Origin of the sequence: Oerskovia jenensis, assembly GCF_016907235.1 — a bacterium.
GTDB classification, from domain to species: domain Bacteria; phylum Actinomycetota; class Actinomycetes; order Actinomycetales; family Cellulomonadaceae; genus Oerskovia; species Oerskovia jenensis.
The window spans coordinates 3,341,020-3,357,047 of record NZ_JAFBBO010000001.1; the positions used below are offsets into that span (position 1 = coordinate 3,341,020).

9 protein-coding genes are annotated in these 16,028 nt (G+C 66.7%); 7 read left to right on the top strand and 2 right to left on the bottom strand.

Annotation, left to right across the window (positions count from 1 at the left end):
* The first annotated feature begins 620 nt into the window (after positions 1-620).
* The 7 genes from JOD49_RS15015 to JOD49_RS15045 all read left to right on the top strand — a co-directional run bounded on the left by JOD49_RS15015 (position 621) and on the right by JOD49_RS15045 (position 13,144).
* Complete coding sequence (locus tag JOD49_RS15015) at positions 621-2,138, top strand: sugar transferase (protein ID WP_205307877.1); 1,518 nt, start codon at positions 621-623, stop codon at positions 2,136-2,138.
* A 114-nt stretch (positions 2,139-2,252) separates the two neighbouring features.
* A complete protein-coding gene (locus JOD49_RS15020; RefSeq protein ID WP_205307878.1) occupies positions 2,253-3,725 on the top strand; it encodes an NCS2 family permease in 1,473 nt (490 codons plus the stop codon).
* Positions 3,726-3,741: 16 nt separating this feature from the next.
* Positions 3,742-5,025, top strand: a complete 1,284-nt coding sequence (gene manA / locus JOD49_RS15025; RefSeq protein ID WP_205307879.1) for a mannose-6-phosphate isomerase, class I — start codon at positions 3,742-3,744, stop codon at positions 5,023-5,025.
* Positions 5,026-5,153: 128 nt separating this feature from the next.
* Positions 5,154-7,055, top strand: a complete 1,902-nt coding sequence (locus JOD49_RS15030; protein ID WP_205307880.1) for a glycosyltransferase — start codon at positions 5,154-5,156, stop codon at positions 7,053-7,055.
* A 19-nt stretch (positions 7,056-7,074) separates the two neighbouring features.
* Positions 7,075-8,331: a UDP-N-acetyl-D-mannosamine dehydrogenase gene (gene wecC / locus JOD49_RS15035; RefSeq protein ID WP_205307881.1), complete on the top strand. Its 1,257-nt coding sequence runs from the start codon at positions 7,075-7,077 to the stop codon at positions 8,329-8,331.
* A 53-nt stretch (positions 8,332-8,384) separates the two neighbouring features.
* Positions 8,385-11,849 carry a glycosyltransferase gene (locus tag JOD49_RS15040; RefSeq protein WP_205307882.1) on the top strand — a complete coding sequence of 1,155 codons (3,465 nt, stop codon included), beginning with the start codon at positions 8,385-8,387 and terminating at the stop codon, positions 11,847-11,849.
* A complete protein-coding gene (locus tag JOD49_RS15045; RefSeq protein ID WP_205307883.1) occupies positions 11,846-13,144 on the top strand; it encodes an alginate O-acetyltransferase AlgX-related protein in 1,299 nt (432 codons plus the stop codon). The genes JOD49_RS15040 and JOD49_RS15045 overlap by 4 nt, the downstream gene beginning before the upstream one ends.
* A 575-nt stretch (positions 13,145-13,719) precedes the next feature.
* Here JOD49_RS15045 and JOD49_RS15050 read toward each other — a convergent pair.
* Positions 13,720-14,886: a nucleotide sugar dehydrogenase gene (locus tag JOD49_RS15050; protein ID WP_205307884.1), complete on the bottom strand. Its 1,167-nt coding sequence runs from the start codon at positions 14,884-14,886 to the stop codon at positions 13,720-13,722.
* The gene (wecB, locus tag JOD49_RS15055) at positions 14,883-16,019 is read right to left on the bottom strand and encodes a non-hydrolyzing UDP-N-acetylglucosamine 2-epimerase (protein WP_205307885.1); all 1,137 of its coding nucleotides are present in this window, start codon (positions 16,017-16,019) and stop codon (positions 14,883-14,885) included. The genes JOD49_RS15050 and wecB overlap by 4 nt, the downstream gene beginning before the upstream one ends.
* Positions 16,020-16,028 lie beyond the last annotated feature (9 nt).

Consider the following 16,028-nt stretch of genomic DNA (forward strand, 5'->3'; position numbering starts at 1 on the left):
TCTACGTCTCGTGAAGGTCGCGCCGGGTGAAAAGGAGGCCGGTGTCGAGGGGGCTTCCGTACGGGGCTCAGGTGGGCGCTCGTGGTGGGGGACGGGCGATCGGGCCCGCCGGCGCGGTGCCGAACCACGCAAAGCAGGGTGAACCAGGCGGCGTGGGCCCCGCAGCCCCCGACGGCGAGGGCGACCCGCTAGGAGGACATGACCCTTTTCACCCGTGACTGCCGTCACAGGACGGTCGACGAGCCGTCTTTCCCGGGTGAGACGTGCAGCGGACAGGGTTCCGGGGCCGTATCGCCAGACGCTACGATCCGAACTTCGCCGCCACCGCTTCGTTGGACAGTTGTACAAGATCCGAGGGCGACGATCGCTTGCTGCTCCGAGAAATGCGTTGCATTCCTCGTACTGGACATGTGTCCATCAATATTGTCCGACCACACCAGTCTGCGGGTCGGGGCCCAGGATCCGCGGGATCCAGGGCTCGGACTCGCCGAGACCGAGGGCCTTCTCACCCGGGTGAAAAGGACTGTGAATCGTTCATAACTTTGTGTGCCGACTCTTACGATGAGGCGTTCCGGCGGTCCAGAAGCGGCCGTCGGATTGATCGAGAGGTAGCCGGGCCCATGGCCGGAAGCGTCATTCACGACTCGCGTCGTGGACTCCGCCACATCCTGACAGCAGCGCCACCCGGCCCCTTCCGGGCGGTTCGCGCCGCGTTCGCGTCGGTCACGTGGGAGCGGTCGTACCGGATCCGCCTCGTCGTCACCGACGTCCTCGCGATCACGGTCGGCGTCACCGCGGCCTACTTCCTGCGGTGGGACCAGTTCATCAGCCAGCCCGTCCGGGAGAACCTGTTCCTCCCGTACCTCGCGCTCAGCGTCCTGATCGGCCTCGCCTGGGCAGGATCTCTCGCGTTCGCCAAGACGCGGGACGTCCGGGTCGTGGGCAGCGGGCCCACCGAGTACCAGCGAGTCTTCGACGCGTCCTGGCGCCTCTTCGGCGTCCTGGCGATCCTCGCCTTCCTGCTGAGGTTCCAGGAGGCCCGCGGCTACCTGATCTTCGCGTTCCCGCTCGGTCTCGCCGGCCTGCTCCTGGGGCGCTACCTCTGGCGTCAGTGGCTGCACGGCAAGCGGACCGCGGGGTCCCACCGGACCGCCGTCCTCGCGATCGGGCACCGGGACCAGGCCGAGCGCCTGATCCGCGACCTGAACGACCGGGACAGCTCCGGGTACCGGGTCGTCGCCGTGTGCACCCCGAGCGGGCGCGCGGGCGAGGGGGACGCCATCCTGGGCGTGCCCGTCCTCGGCGACCTCCGCTCGGCCGGCGAGATCGCGGCACGGGTCGGTGCCGGGTGCGTCGCGGTGAGCGGGTCGGACGCCGTGACCGCGGACGTCGTGCGCCACCTCAGCTGGGAGCTCGAGCCCTTCGGCGTCGACCTGATGCTGACGACGGAGCTGGTCGACGTGGCCGGGCCGCGCATCACGATCACCCCGGCAGAGTCCGTGTCGCTCCTGCACGTCGACGCGCCCCGGTTCAGCGGCCCCAAGTTCGTGGTCAAGTCGATCTCGGACTGGTTCGGCGCCGCGCTCCTGACGTTCCTCCTCCTGCCCGTCCTGATCGCGGTCGGCCTCGCGGTGCGGCTCACGAGCCGCGGGCCGGTCTTCTACTCCCAGCAGCGCGTGGGACGCAACGGCGAGACGTTCTCGATGCTCAAGTTCCGCTCGATGCGCGTCGGGTCGGACCTGGACCTCACCGCGCTCGCCGCGGACAACGAGGGTTCGGGGCCGCTCTTCAAGATCCGCAACGATCCTCGTGTCACGACCGTGGGGCGCTTCATCCGTCGCTACTCGCTCGACGAGCTGCCGCAGATCTTCAACGTCCTGCGGGGCGACATGAGCCTCGTGGGGCCCCGCCCGCCGCTGCCGCGCGAGGTCAGCACGTACGAGAAGAAGGTGCGCAGGCGCCTGCTCGTCAAGCCCGGCCTGACGGGCCTGTGGCAGGTCGGTGGACGCTCGGACCTGTCCTGGGAGGAGAGCGTGCGCCTCGACGTCTACTACGTCGAGAACTGGACGCTGTTCGGGGACATCCTCATCCTGGCGCGCACGGCGAGAGCCGTCGTCTCGGGGAGCGGGGCGTACTGATCACTGCCGTCGCCGGGCTGCTCGCCCGGCGACGGGACGTGACCGCGGACACGTCACTAGCACGTCACGTGGACGATTCGGAAGCGCAACACGGGATCTGGCACCATTCTCCCCATGACCACCACGACTGACGAGCGCGAAGCCCCCCCGCGTTCCAGCGGCATCGACCGCTTCTTCAAGATCACCGAGCGCGGCTCGACCATCGGCGCCGAGATCCGTGGCGGTCTCGTCACGTTCTTCGCGATGTCCTACATCATCATCCTCAACCCGATCATCCTCGGGACGGCCCCCGACGGTACGGGCCAGTTCCTGGGTGGCGGCGCGGACGGCGCGAACTTCCCGATGATCGCCGCGACCACGGCACTCGTCGCGGGCGTCATGACGATCGCGATGGGTGTCTTCGCGAACTACCCCATGGCCCTGGCGGCCGGGCTCGGCCTCAACGCGGTCGTGGCCTTCACGATCGCGTCGATCCCCGAGGTCACCTGGGCCGACGCGATGGGCATCGTCGTCATCGAGGGCCTCATCATCCTCGTGCTGGTCCTCACCGGCTTCCGCGAGGCGGTCTTCCGCGCGGTCCCGGTCGAGCTCAAGACGGCGATCAGCGTCGGCATCGGCCTGTTCATCGCCCTGGTCGGCCTGGTCAACGCCGGATTCGTCGCCGCGGGCGGCGGCACGCCGCTCCAGCTCGGTGCGACCGGTTCGCTCGCGGGCTGGCCCATCCTCGTCTTCGTCGTCGGTCTGGTCCTCATGATCGTGCTGTGGGTCCGCAAGGTCCGGGGCGCGATCCTCATCTCGATCCTCGCCGCGACCGTCGTCGCGGTGGTCATCCAGGCGGTCGCCGGGGTCGGTACCAAGGGCGGCGGCGCGGCGAACGGCTGGAGCCTGAACGCACCCGAGCTCGACGGCAGCCCGGTCGCGGTGCCCGACTTCGGTCTCCTCGGCCAGTTCTCCCTCCTCGGGTCGATCGAGAAGGTCGGCATCGTCACGGTCGTCCTGCTCGTCTTCTCGCTCCTGCTCGCCGACTTCTTCGACACCATGGGCACCATGGTCGCCGTCGGCGCCGAGGGCAAGCTGCTCGACGAGACGGGCAACCCGCCCAAGTCGCGCGCGATCCTCATCGTCGACTCGGTCGCCGCCGCGGCCGGTGGCGCCGCGAGCGTCTCGTCCAACACGAGCTACGTGGAGTCCACGACCGGTGTGGGCGAGGGGGCACGCACGGGCCTCGCGGCCGTCGTGACGGGCATCGCCTTCCTCCTGGCGACCTTCCTGTCGCCGCTCGTCGCCCTGGTCCCGAGCGAGGCGGCCGCTCCGGCACTCGTCCTCGTCGGCTTCCTCATGATGACGCAGATCACGGGCATCAAGTGGACGAACGTCGAGGTCGCGATCCCCGCGTTCCTCACGATCGCCCTCATGCCCTTCACCTACTCGATCACCGCCGGCATCGGTGCGGGCTTCCTGGCCTTCGTGGTCATCAAGCTGGCTCTCGGCAAGATCAAGGCGATCCACCCGCTCATGTGGGTCTCCGCGGTCGCGTTCATCATCTACTTCACCCTCGACCCGATCAGCGACGCCCTGGGCGTCTGACGTACGCTCTCAGGCGATGAGCCTCCCGATCCTGCGCCTGACGCCCACCCTCCAGTCCTACGACTGGGGTTCGAGGAGCGCGCTCCACGCGCTCCTGGGGGTGGAGCAGGACGGTGAGCCTCTCGCCGAGCTGTGGATGGGGGCACATCCGAAGGGCCCGTCGTCGGCTTCGGCCGACGGCGGGCCTTCGGCGTCCCTCGCGGACCTGATCCGCAACGACCCGGTCCAGATGCTCGGGCAGCGTGTGCTCGACGACTACGGTCCACGGCTGCCCTATCTGCTGAAGGTGCTCGCGGCGGACCGCGCGCTGTCGTTGCAGGTGCACCCGCAGCCGCACCGGGCGCGTGCCGGGTTCAACCGGGAGAACCGGGAGGGCGTCCCCCGCGACTCGCCGGAGCGCAGCTTCCACGACGACCAGCACAAGCCCGAGATGGTCGTGGCCGTCTCCCGGTTCGAGGGCCTCTCCGGGTTCCGGCGGCCGGTGCGCATCCTGGAGCTGATGGACGGTCTGGGCGGCGAGCTCGTCGCCGGCATGAGGGCCGCGCTCGAGGCGCAGCCCTCGGCGGCCGGCCTGCGGGACGCGCTCACGCTCGCGCTGCACGCACGCACCATGCCCGACGTCGCCGCGGACCTCGCGAGGACCGTCGCCGACGTGGAGGCGCGCCTGAACGCGGGCACGACGTCGCCGCGCGCCGACGCGACCGTCGTCGCCCTCGCGGAGCAGCACCCGGGAGATCCCGGTGCGCTGGTGTCGTTGATGCTCAACCGGGTCACGCTCGAGCCCGGGGAGTCGATGTTCGTCCCGGCCGGTCACGTGCACGCCTACCTGTCGGGGTGTGCTGTCGAGATCATGTCGAGCTCGGACAACGTGCTGCGCGCGGGGCTGACCACCAAGCACGTGGACGTCGAGTCGCTCCTGGGATGCGTGACCTACGCCCCGGGGCCGGCAGCACGGCCGCGGGTCCGGCGCGTGGGTGCTGTTCCGGCGACGACGGAGCGGCGCGATCTGCCGGAGGCGGACGGTGGGCTGCGGGAGTACCGGGCATCGATCTCGGAGTTCGCGCTGGTCATGGGAGAGGTGGGCCCGGACGCCGTGCCCCTGCCGGCCGAGGGGCCGAGGATCGTCCTCGCTCTGGACGGGCTCCTCGAGCTGGGCCCTGCGCAGGCGGGCGAGAGCTCGTCGCGGGGGCCGGCCGGGTGGACGCCCCTGGGCCCGGGACAGTCGGTGTTCGTCCCGCACGGTGCGGGTGCGCTGGTGGTGCGAGGCTCGGGCCACGTGGTGGTCGCCTACGTGCCGTGAGTCCTCCGGACCGTACCCGACGGAGAGCAGTACGGTAGTACAGCACTCTGGCTTGCTCGTCCCGAGCGACGTCTCGCGCCCACGCCGGTTCCAGGTGCCCTTGTCGGTACGAACCAGGATGGGCAGTCGTGACTTCTCGCAGCGGAGGAGGGCTCCGCGCAGTGCGCCGAGCGCTCTGGCACCTTCGGCACGGTGGAATCTCCCAGCTCAGGACCTTCCTGCACCGGCGGGACCCGGGGCCCGGGAACGCCCGCGGTGGTCGCGGCGGGTACCTCGGCAGGGACGGACTGACGTTCGACCCCTGGAACCTGGGGGACCGTCCGCCCTCGCGGCCGGACCTGCGGGTCGGGGTGATCCTCGACGACTTCTCTCGGCTCGCGTTCGAGTTCGAGTGGGATCAGGTCCTGCTCGAACCGTCGTCCTGGCGCAAGGTGCTGAGCACCGACCCCGTCGACCTGCTCTTCGTCGAGTCCGCCTGGAACGGCAACCGCGGCGCCTGGCAGTTCCACCTGACGGGTGCGTCGGCACCGCGCCCCGAGCTCGTGGAGCTCGTGTCCTACTGCCGTGAGCACGGGATCCCGACGGTCTTCTGGAACAAGGAGGACCCGGTCCACTTCGAGGAGTTCCTCGACACCGCAGCGTTGTTCGACCAGGTCTGCACGACCGACGTCGCTCGGGTGCCCGACTACGTGAGTCGTCTCGGGCACGACCGCGTGAGCGTCCTGACCTTCGCCGCGCAGCCCGCGATCCACAACCCCGTGCGGGCCCACGGGCGGGGCCCGGGACGCGACGTCGCCTTCGCCGGGATGTACTTCGCCCACAAGTACCCGGAGCGGCGCGAGCAGATGGACCTGCTGCTGGGAGGTGCGCTCGACGCCTCCCCGCGCATGGAGCACGGCCTGGAGATCTTCTCCCGCTTCCGGGGCGGGGACGAGAAGTACCAGTTTCCGGAGCCCCTGGCAGGCCGTGTCGTGGGGTCGTTGGACTACGAGCGGATGCTCACGGCGTACCGCGAGTACAAGGTGTTCCTCAACGTGAACTCGATCGTCGACTCGCCGAGCATGTGCGCTCGCAGGGTCTTCGAGATCACGGCGTGCGGGACGCCGGTGGTGACGACGCCGAGCCGTGCGATCGGCGACGTCTTCCCGGCCGACGAGGTGTTCGTCGTCGGCGACCGCGCGGAGGCCGCCGACACGGTCCGTGCGCTCGTCCGCTCCGCAGAGCTCCGGGATCGCGCGACGCACCTCGGACAGCGCAGGATCTGGGACGGGCACACGTACGGGCACCGGGTGCAGGACGTGCTGCACCGCGTCGGCCTCGCGGAGACCGCCGCGGTCCGACGACCCACGGTGACGGTCCTGCTCTCGACCAACCGCCCGCACCGGCTCGGGCACGCCCTGCGGACGATCGGTGGACAGCGTGGCGTGCCGGTCCAGCTCGCGCTGCTGACCCACGGGTTCGAGGTCGACGAGAAGGCGGTGCGGGGTGACGCCGCGGTCGCGGGCATAGAGGACCTCGTGCTCCTTTCCGCAGGCTCCGACGTCTCGCTCGGTGGGTGTCTCAACCGGCTCGTCGCCGCAGCCGACGGCGACGTCGTCGCCAAGATGGACGACGACGACCTCTACGGGGCGCAGTACCTCTCGGACCAGCTGTACGCGATGGCCTACAGCGGCGCGGAGGTCGTCGGCAAGCAGGCTCACTACATGTACGTCGAGGGGCTGGACGCCACGCTGCTGCGCTTCGAGGACCGGGAGCACCGCTTCACCGACCGGGTGATGGGGCCGACGATCGTCGTCGAGCGCGGCCTGGCGGCGGCGACGCCCTTCCGCGACGTGGGTCGCGGCGAGGACACCGCGTTCCTGCGGGACGTCGTGGACGCGGGAGCGCACGTCTACTCGGCCGACCGTTTCAACTTCGTCCAGGTGCGCTCCGGGGCCGGCGCGCACACCTGGACGGTGTCCGACGCCGAGCTGCTGGCGAGCGGTCGTGTCGAGTTCTACGGACGTGCGGACTCGCACGTCCTGGTCTGATCAAGGAGAACGAATCACCATGGGTATCAGCGCGGTAGCGGTGATCGGACTGGGATACATCGGTCTCCCTACAGCAGCGATCCTTGCGTCGCAAGACGTCAGTGTCCTGGGCGTCGACATCAACCAGCGGACCGTCGACGCCGTCAATCGTGGCGATGTACCGTTCGTCGAGCCCGACCTCGCGACGTACGTCGCGGGCGCGGTGACGCAGGGCAAGCTCAGAGCAGCGCTCGTGCCGTCGCCCGCTGATGCCTTCATCGTGGCGGTCCCGACGCCCTTCACGGACGACAGAAGGCCAGACCTGTCCTATGTCCGGGCCGCCGCTCAGGCGATCGCCCCCCATCTGCAGGGTGGTGAGCTTCTGATCCTCGAGTCGACGTCTCCCCCCGGCACGACGCAGCGGATGGCGGACTGGATTCTCGAGGCCCGTCCGGACCTGAGCCTGGACGGTTCGGGTGACCGTCCGAACATCCATGTTGCGCACTGCCCTGAGCGCGTCCTCCCAGGCCGAGTCATGATCGAGCTCGTGACGAACGACCGGATCGTCGGCGGTCTGACGACCGAGGCCGCCGAGCGTGCTCGAGACCTCTACCAGCTGTTCTGCCAGGGCGAGATCCACCTGACGAACGCAGTCACGGCGGAGATGGCCAAGCTCGTCGAGAACTCGTTCCGCGACGTGAACATCGCGTTCGCCAACGAGCTCTCGATGATCAGCGACAACCTCGGCATCGACGTCTGGGAACTGATCGATCTTGCGAACCATCACCCTCGCGTGAACATCTTGAAGCCGGGGCCCGGTGTCGGGGGACATTGCATCGCGGTGGATCCCTGGTTCATCGTGGACACGGCACCGGAGGATGCGCGCCTCATCCGCACGGCGCGGGAGGTCAACGACGCCCGACCCCGATGGGTAGTCGAGAAGACCACGCGTCGCGTCTCCCATCTGGACCGTCCGACGGTTGCCGCCCTCGGGCTTGCCTTCAAGGCGGACATCGACGACCTGCGCGAGTCCCCTGCCGTCGCGATCGTCCGAGAGATCGCAGAGACCATGCCACGAGCCCGAGTGGTGGTGGTCGAGCCGCACATCGATGACCTTCCGTCGGAATTGAAATCGCTGGACAACGTCGAACTCGTCGACCTCGAGCTCGCCCTCGAGGTCGCGGACACGACGATCCTGCTCGTCGATCACGCGGTCTTCCGGTCGTCCGCCTCGCGTCTGCGGCACCTTGAGTCGCTCATAGACACCCGAGGGCTCGCCTCCTCTTGGTCGCCCTGACGTCGTCGCGTCGAATCGCTCCCGGGCACAAGACAACAAAGGACTCTGGATTGATGAACAATAACCTCCGGTGCGCCGTTCTGGCCGGCGCCGCCACCGTGCTCTTCGGTGCGCTTCTGGTCTTTGCTTCACCCGGTACGCGACTTCAGAGCCTTGCGGCGGCTCTCCTCGCTCTTGGTGGCATCTCGACGATCGGGTTTCTCGTCCGCACGTCCATGCAAGGAATGTATCGGGTGCTGATTCGCCTTGAACGGCTGTCAGTTGCAAACCACAAGCGTGCGTCGATCTGGAACTCCCGACTGGACGCCCGCCTCGACCTGGCTGGAGTTGCGCGCCCTGCAGTCGAAGACATGCCAGAGCCCGTGGTCGCCGAGCAGAACAACAGAAGTTCCTGGAAGAATCACCCACAGGCGAGTTTGCTGCTCGAGTCGAGAATCTTCGACGCTGACCACTACGCGGCGGTTACCAACAGCAGGTTCGATCGCGAGGCGGATGCTGCTTCGCACTTCTTGAGTCTCGGTGCCACGAAGGAGATCTCACCGACGCCCCTGCTCGATCTCTCCTTCCTGCCCAAGGTGGCCAAGAAGGCGATCTTGGGTGGGGATGCTCGTCCGATGCTCGACTATCTCCGAACGGACATCGCCCTCGAGCGGCCACTCAGTGTCTTGTTCGATCCCGTCAAGTCCGGCGTCCACAAGCAGGCAGCCATGCTCCACCCGGGCGGTGTCCTCGGGGCGTTTCTGGACATGGATCGAGAGGATCCCACATGGAAGGTGGAGTCCCCGGAGGCCGCGACATACAGCGGGCGGGTCATGTCCGTGCGCGATACCTTGGTCGAGCACGCACGCGGCGTCCATGCAGCTAAGAAGCTCACGGGTCCAAGGGAACAGTCCGGGTGGGACGACGCGGCGGAGCGAGTCTGGCTGAGGCAGATCCATTCGCTCGAGGATGAGCTCCCGCTTGTCTCGGTGGTGATGCCTGTGAAGAACCGCGCGCGCGTGGTGCAAGAGGCCATCGCGTCGATTCAAGCGCAGACCCACACCAACTGGGAACTGCTGGTCGTCGATGACGGGTCCTCGGACGAGACTTGGGAAGTGATCTCCGAGATCGCCGACTTCGATGAACGAGTTCGCCTCATTCGAGGCTCGGGAGGCGGGGTGTCGGCGGCCCGGAACAGCGGGCTCGACCAGGCTTCCGGAGAATATGTCGCTTTTCTTGACAGTGACAATCAATGGGTGGAGCACTTCCTGCGAACCTCACTCCTCGCAATGCGTCGAGACAATCTTCTTGCGGCCTATGCTGCGGTTGCAGTGCACGCAAAGACCGACGCGGATGTGCGCTACCGGGCATTCGTCGGGGGTCGAGAGCACCTGCTCATGTTGAATCATATCGATCTCAACGTTCTTGTCGTCCGGAAAGACGTGCTGGGTGCTGGAATTCGTTTCGACGAGTCACTGCGCCGATGGGTAGATCATGATTTCGCAATCAAGGTCGCAACGATCTTCGAGCCCAAGCTGCTTCCCTTCATCGGGTGCGCGTACGACCATTCCGAAGACTCGGTGGACAGGATTACCGTTCGCGAGTCGGAGCATTGGCAGTGGGTGGTGCTGGGAAGGCACTGGGTAAGTTGGGGTGCCGCCTGCGAGACTGTCAAGGGCCGACTGACCGTTGTGGTCCCTACGTACAACGACAGCGCCATGACGATAGCCGCTGTCACCAGCGTGCTGGCCGACGCCGACGCGTCCGGGCTGGATGTCGAGGTCGTGGTCATCGACAACGGTTCCCGGCTCGAGTTCGGCCAGGCGATCCTCGCGAACCTCGGAACGGACGTGCGGGTCCGGTACAACCGACTGCCTCGCAACCTGAACTTCGCGATCGGATGCAACGTCGGCGCTGCGTCCGCCTCCGGTGAGTTGGTGCTCTTTCTCAACAACGACACCGTCGTTCGAGCAGGAGCCTTGCGTGAGCTGATGGAGAGGATGGCCGACCCAGCGGTCCTCGGCGTTCAGCCGCTCTTGGTCTACGCAGACGAGACCATCCAGACGGCCGGGACCGTGTTTCCCGCTCGCGACTCCCTGCCCTGCCACCTCCTAACCGGGCACCCGCCTGCAGACGCGCTTCCTCTTGCGGACCAAGCGTTCGATGCAGTGACTGCGGCGGCGCTGGTCATGCGGTCAGAAGACATTCGCCAACTGGGAGGGTTTGACCCGATCTTCGTAAACGGCATGGAAGACGTCGATCTGTGCCTGCGTGCCAGGCAGATCCTTGGGGGACATTTTGCGCTGGTGCCTTCGGCGGTCGTGACGCACCTTGAGAGCAAGTCGGCTGGCCGAGGGACGAACGTCCTCGAGAATCGAAGGATCTTCCTGCAGAGGTGGCGTGGACGGCTACCTTCTCCTCAGGAACACCTGTATCGGTCGACGGGTTTCTCCGTCGCCGCAGTCGGTACCGACGGCCGTGAGGTCCCCGGCCCCAAGCCTGTCGTCGTTCGCGACCGGCGTGGCGGGAGTGCGCTTCGCTGGGGAATCAAGATTGCGAGCATCCCAGGTGCGAGGGGCGACATGTGGGGTGACACCCACTTCGGTGAGTCCCTGCGGGCTGCGCTCGTGGCAACGGGGCAGGCTGCTGTTGTCCATCGACACGGGTCGCACACAGCACCGTGCACGGCGCACGACGACGTCAACCTCGTGATCCGAGGCTTGGACCGGGTCCGCCCAATGCCAGGCCAGGTGAACATTCTGTGGGTCATCAGCCATCCGGAAGCTGTGTCCGTCGAGGAGATCCGCGAGTTCGACCTCGTCTTTGCGGCGTCGCTCTCCTGGAGTCGAAAGATGACGGAGCTCTCGGGTCGCGACGTGCTGCCGCTACTCCAAGCCACCGACGTGGCGCGTTTCAATGAAACAGCTGCACCGCGCTTGTTGGACGCTGTCCTCTTCGTGGGCGGTATCCACGTCGGCCGGGAACGGCCGGTCGTCAACGACGCGCTCGCTGCCCGTGTTCCGCTCGGCGTCTACGGGCCGGGTTGGGCCGGCAGGCTCCCAGAGGGCGTCCACCTCGGTGAGTACGTCGAGAACCACGAGCTGGCCAGCTACTATCGGGGTGCCCATCGAGTCCTCGCTGACCACTGGGAAGTGATGGCCGATGAGGGGTTCATCCAGAATCGATTGTTCGACGCCGTCGCTGCAGGCTGCTACGTCATCTCCGACGAGGTCGAAGGTATCGCCGACGTGTTCCGCGGTGCCGTCCAGACGTACACGACGCCGTCCGAGCTCGGTGAGCTGTGCGCTCCGGGGAGTGACCAGCTCTTTCCTCCGCCAGGCGAACTGGCGAGGATCTCCGAGGAGATTCGTCGAGCACACTCGTTCACGCGGCGTGCCGAGCAGCTCGTCGAGGCGACGGCGTCGATCCTCGCCACATGGAGGTCAGTGAGTCCTGAGCCGCTGCCGAAGGCGCGAGTCGTCGAGAGCTCCGAAACCCGCGAGCACTCACATCGCCTGATGCTCGACTCGGCGCGATGATCCGCGACAGCGTGCGGGGGTATGTCGAGACGATCTCGGCTGATCGTTGCGAGCTTTCGGGGTGGTTGGCGACCGACGAGGAGGATCCGCAGGTCATCCTTCACCTGGATGGTGCCCCAGTGGCACGGGGACTGATCGGGCAGGAGCGACGAGACGTCGCGTCGAAGATCGGGCTGACCTGCCGAAGCTTCACGCTAAGTTGTGCCCCTCTGTGGCCTGGCGCGTTGACGTCTGGCTCAGTGGGAGTTTCCGTGGAGGGCGTCCGGATCGAGCTTGCGCGAGGGTTGCTGGAGTCCGAGGCGGCTATCCACACGAGCACCGTCGAGCGGCTGCGAGAAGGGGGCCACGGTCTTCTTGAGCAGTCGTATCCGCCTGGTCCCGTGGAAGTCTCTCGTGTTCCGTTCCCGCTCGGTTCCCGCAGTACCGACGGGAGTGGTGCGATAGGGCGAGATGGTCACCTCTTCCTGCTCAAGGGTTCGAACTTTCTTGCTCGTCGGTACCGTCGCCCGGGCACGCTTGCTGAGGAGCAGCGGGTCGAACAAGAGGTCGACAAGTGGTGCAGGCTTGTCAGGGATCGCGAGAAGCGATGCGGGGAGAGTGGCGCGCAGTTCCTGCAGCTGATCGTCCCGGAGAAGTCGAGCTCACTCGACAGCGGCATTCCGGAGCTGGAGGGGGTGACGGTCGTGCTGGAGCGCCTCGACGAGCGTCTGGCCGACGATCCGTCATATCTGAGCGGCCTCGAGGTGCTCGGTCGAGGAGCTGCAGCGGGGCGCTCGTGGCTGCGACTGGACACACACGTCTCTACCGCAGGGGCGCTCAAGCTTTTCACGGCGCTTCTGGAGAGAGCTGATCTGGCGTCCGTGCTACCTGAGATCCCGCTCGAGTCCACCGAGTCTCATCGTGGCGACCTCAGCCGTCGCTTCTTCGGCACGGACATCGGTGAGACAGACCTCGTCCCACGCTCTCGTCTCCTCGAGCACCTTGGATCCGGCGTTGACCTCGTCGAGAGCTCGGACCCGCCCGCCGGGGAGAACCGCTGGCTGGGTATGCATCGTGTGTGGCAGAACGAGCATGCGCCTATCCCGAAGAAGGTCGTTGTCTTCGGTAACAGCTACTTCGGGGATCCGGCGCGTTCTGCCCGCCTGAACTGGTGGTTCACAAGGTTCTTCCGGGAGCACCACTTCTTCTGGGCGCCTGCTGTCGACCATGAGTACGTACGTCGGGTACGACCTGATGTCGTCATCGCGCAGACGGTGGAGCGGTTTCTCGGGGGAGTGCCGGACGACCTGGGCTGAGGCAAGTGATAGTGGGCGCGGTGCGGGGTCCGCCCGTGCGGCTCCTTCGGTTGTGACGAAGTCCTGGGCTCGAACGATCGGGCAGCAGATTCGCGTCCGGTCCTGACGGGCCGGGCGGGGCGCCCGTTCGGTGATCGCCGCGCGGTCCTGGAGGGGACTGTGCTCGGGTATCGGGCCCGGGTCACGTGGTGTGACTGCCCCGCGAGCCGTTCGGGCCATGGCAGTCGGTGTCGAAGCAGCACAAGAAGCTCTCCGGCAACAGCACCTTGGGACTGCATCCTGCCAGCTCTGGGCCGAGGCCGACACGGTCGGTGACATCGATCGGACGGGTAGCGGTGCACTTCGCGATCAACCGGGCTCACCAACGCGCGACGAGCGCGCCCTGACTGTTGCTCGGCGACATCAGGGCTCCGAGGAACGGGTCCGGTCGGCCCAGCACGACGCCCGGTGCTGCGCTCGGCCAAGGGTCGCTCCTCTGCGGCAACCGCGCGATACTGCGTCGACGCGGGACCAAGGTCGTGATCCCCGCAAGAGTCGGCGAACGCCGGACGAGGTCGGCCTGAGGGAGTCACGTCCTAGTCCCGACCAAAGATGTCTCGGGTATAGACCTTCTCACTGACCTCGTCCAGCGCGGACGACCGCCGGTTCGTGACGATCACGTCCGCACGGCGCTTGAAGTCGTCCAGGTCGCTCACGACCTCAGATCGGAAGAACTCCGGTGTCTCGAGACTGGGCTCGTAGACGATGACCTCGACACCCTTGGCCTTCAACCGCTTCATGACGCCTTGGATCGACGACGCCCGGAAGTTGTCTGATCCGGACTTCATGATGAGGCGGAACATTCCGACGACCTTCGGCTCCCGGGTGAGAATGTCCGCCGCGATGAAGTCCTTGCGCGTCGTGTTCGCTTCGACGACTGCAGCGATGAGGTTCTGAGGCACGTCCTGATAGTTCGCAAGGAGCTGACGGCTGTCCTTGGGGAGACAGTAGCCACCGTAGCCGAATGACGGGTTGTTGTAGTGCGTGCCGATGCGGGGATCCAGGCTCACCCCGTCGATGATCTGAGAGGTACTGAGCCCGTGTGTCGCGGCATACGTGTCCAGCTCATTGAAGTAGGCGACACGCAGGGCGAGATAGGTGTTGGCGAAGAGCTTGATCGCCTCAGCCTCGGTGGCGTCGGTGAGTCGTACCGGGACATCCTTGTCGAGGGCGCCTTCGACCATGAGGTCGGCAAAGAGCTTGCCGTGCTCGCCCTGATCGCCGACGACGATCCGCGAGGGGTGGAGGTTGTCGTAGAGTGCGCGTCCCTCCCGCAAGAACTCCGGCGAGAAGATGATCACCGATCCGGGGTGGCGATCGCGGAGGCGTTTGGTGAACCCGACCGGGACGGTGGACTTGATGACGATCAGGGCATGCGGATTTGCGGCGCACACCTGGGCGACCACGGACTCGACAGTTGACGTGTCGAAGTAGTTCGCGTCCGGATCGTAGTCCGTCGGTGTCGCGACGACGACAAGTTCTGCAGAGGCGAACGCCGTCGGCCCGTCGGTCGTCGCGGTCAAGGAGAGTGAGCCCTCTCGCAGGTATTCCTCGAGTTCGGGGTCAGCGATCGGAGACTCACGGCGGTTGACGGCATCGACCTTGCCGGGGTCGATGTCGACTGCGACGACGTCGTGATGTTGTGCGAGGACCACCGCATTGGAAATACCGACGTAGCCCGTTCCGGCGATGACGACCTTCACAGAGGGCGCCCCTTCTCGAGCAGGAGAGCAGGGGCCACCCGCAGTGCTCGATGAAGGGCACTGACAACGGACCGGGCACTGTTCCCGTCTCCGTACGGACTGATGTTCGGGGTGATGCCTGCGAGGTCGTCGGCGCGCAGTAGCTTGAACGTCTCCGTCACGATGCGTCCCTCCTCGGTGCCGATCAGTCGGACGCCCCCGGCGTCGACGGCCTCGGGACGTTCCGTGTTGTCACGCATGACGAGAACTGGCTTTCCGAGGCTGGGCCCTTCTTCCTGCACCCCGCCGGAGTCCGTGAGGATGACCGTGCTCAACGACATGAGCCGGGCGAACTCACCGTAGGGAAGCGGTTCGGTCACCATCACGTTCGGGAGTCCTGCGAGCCGAGGAATGACGGCCTCGCGCACCACGGGGTTCCGGTGCGCCGGGAGTACGATCTCGACGTCGGGAAAGGCGCGCGCGATCTGTGCCAGCGCGCGACCGACACCTTCCATCGCTTCGCCCCAGCTCTCACGACGATGGGTCGTGACGAGCAGGATGCGTCGGCCGGAGGCGGCGAGATCCTCGAGGTGCGGATCACTGAACGGGAGCTGCCTCCCGACGGTCATGAGCAAGGCATCGATCACGGTGTTCCCCGTGACCACGATCGTCGAGTCGTCTACTCCCTCGGCCAGCAAGTTGGCCCGGCTCGTCTCGGTCGGGGCAAGGTGGAGTGCAGCGATCTGGGTCGTGATCCTCCGGTTCGCCTCCTCGGGGAACGGCGACGAGGTGTCGCCGCTTCGGAGTCCGGCCTCGAGGTGGACGACCGGGATCTGACGGTAGAAGGCGGCAAGGGCGGCGGCTGTCGACGTGGAGGTATCGCCCTGGACGATCACTGCCGCCGGCTTCGCCGTCTCCAGCACCGGGTCGAGGCGTTCGATGACCCGCGCGAAGATCTGCACGAGCGTCGCACCGTGCTCGAAGATGTCCAGGTCGTGGTCGGGCGTGATCGCGAAGAGCTCGTTCACCTGGTCGAGCATCTCGCGGTGCTGCCCGGTGACGACAGTGACGCTCTCGAAGTCCTCACTGGCCTCGAGGGCCTTGATGACCGGGGCGACCTTGATGGCTTCTGGCCGGGTCCCGTAGACGGTCATGATGCGGGG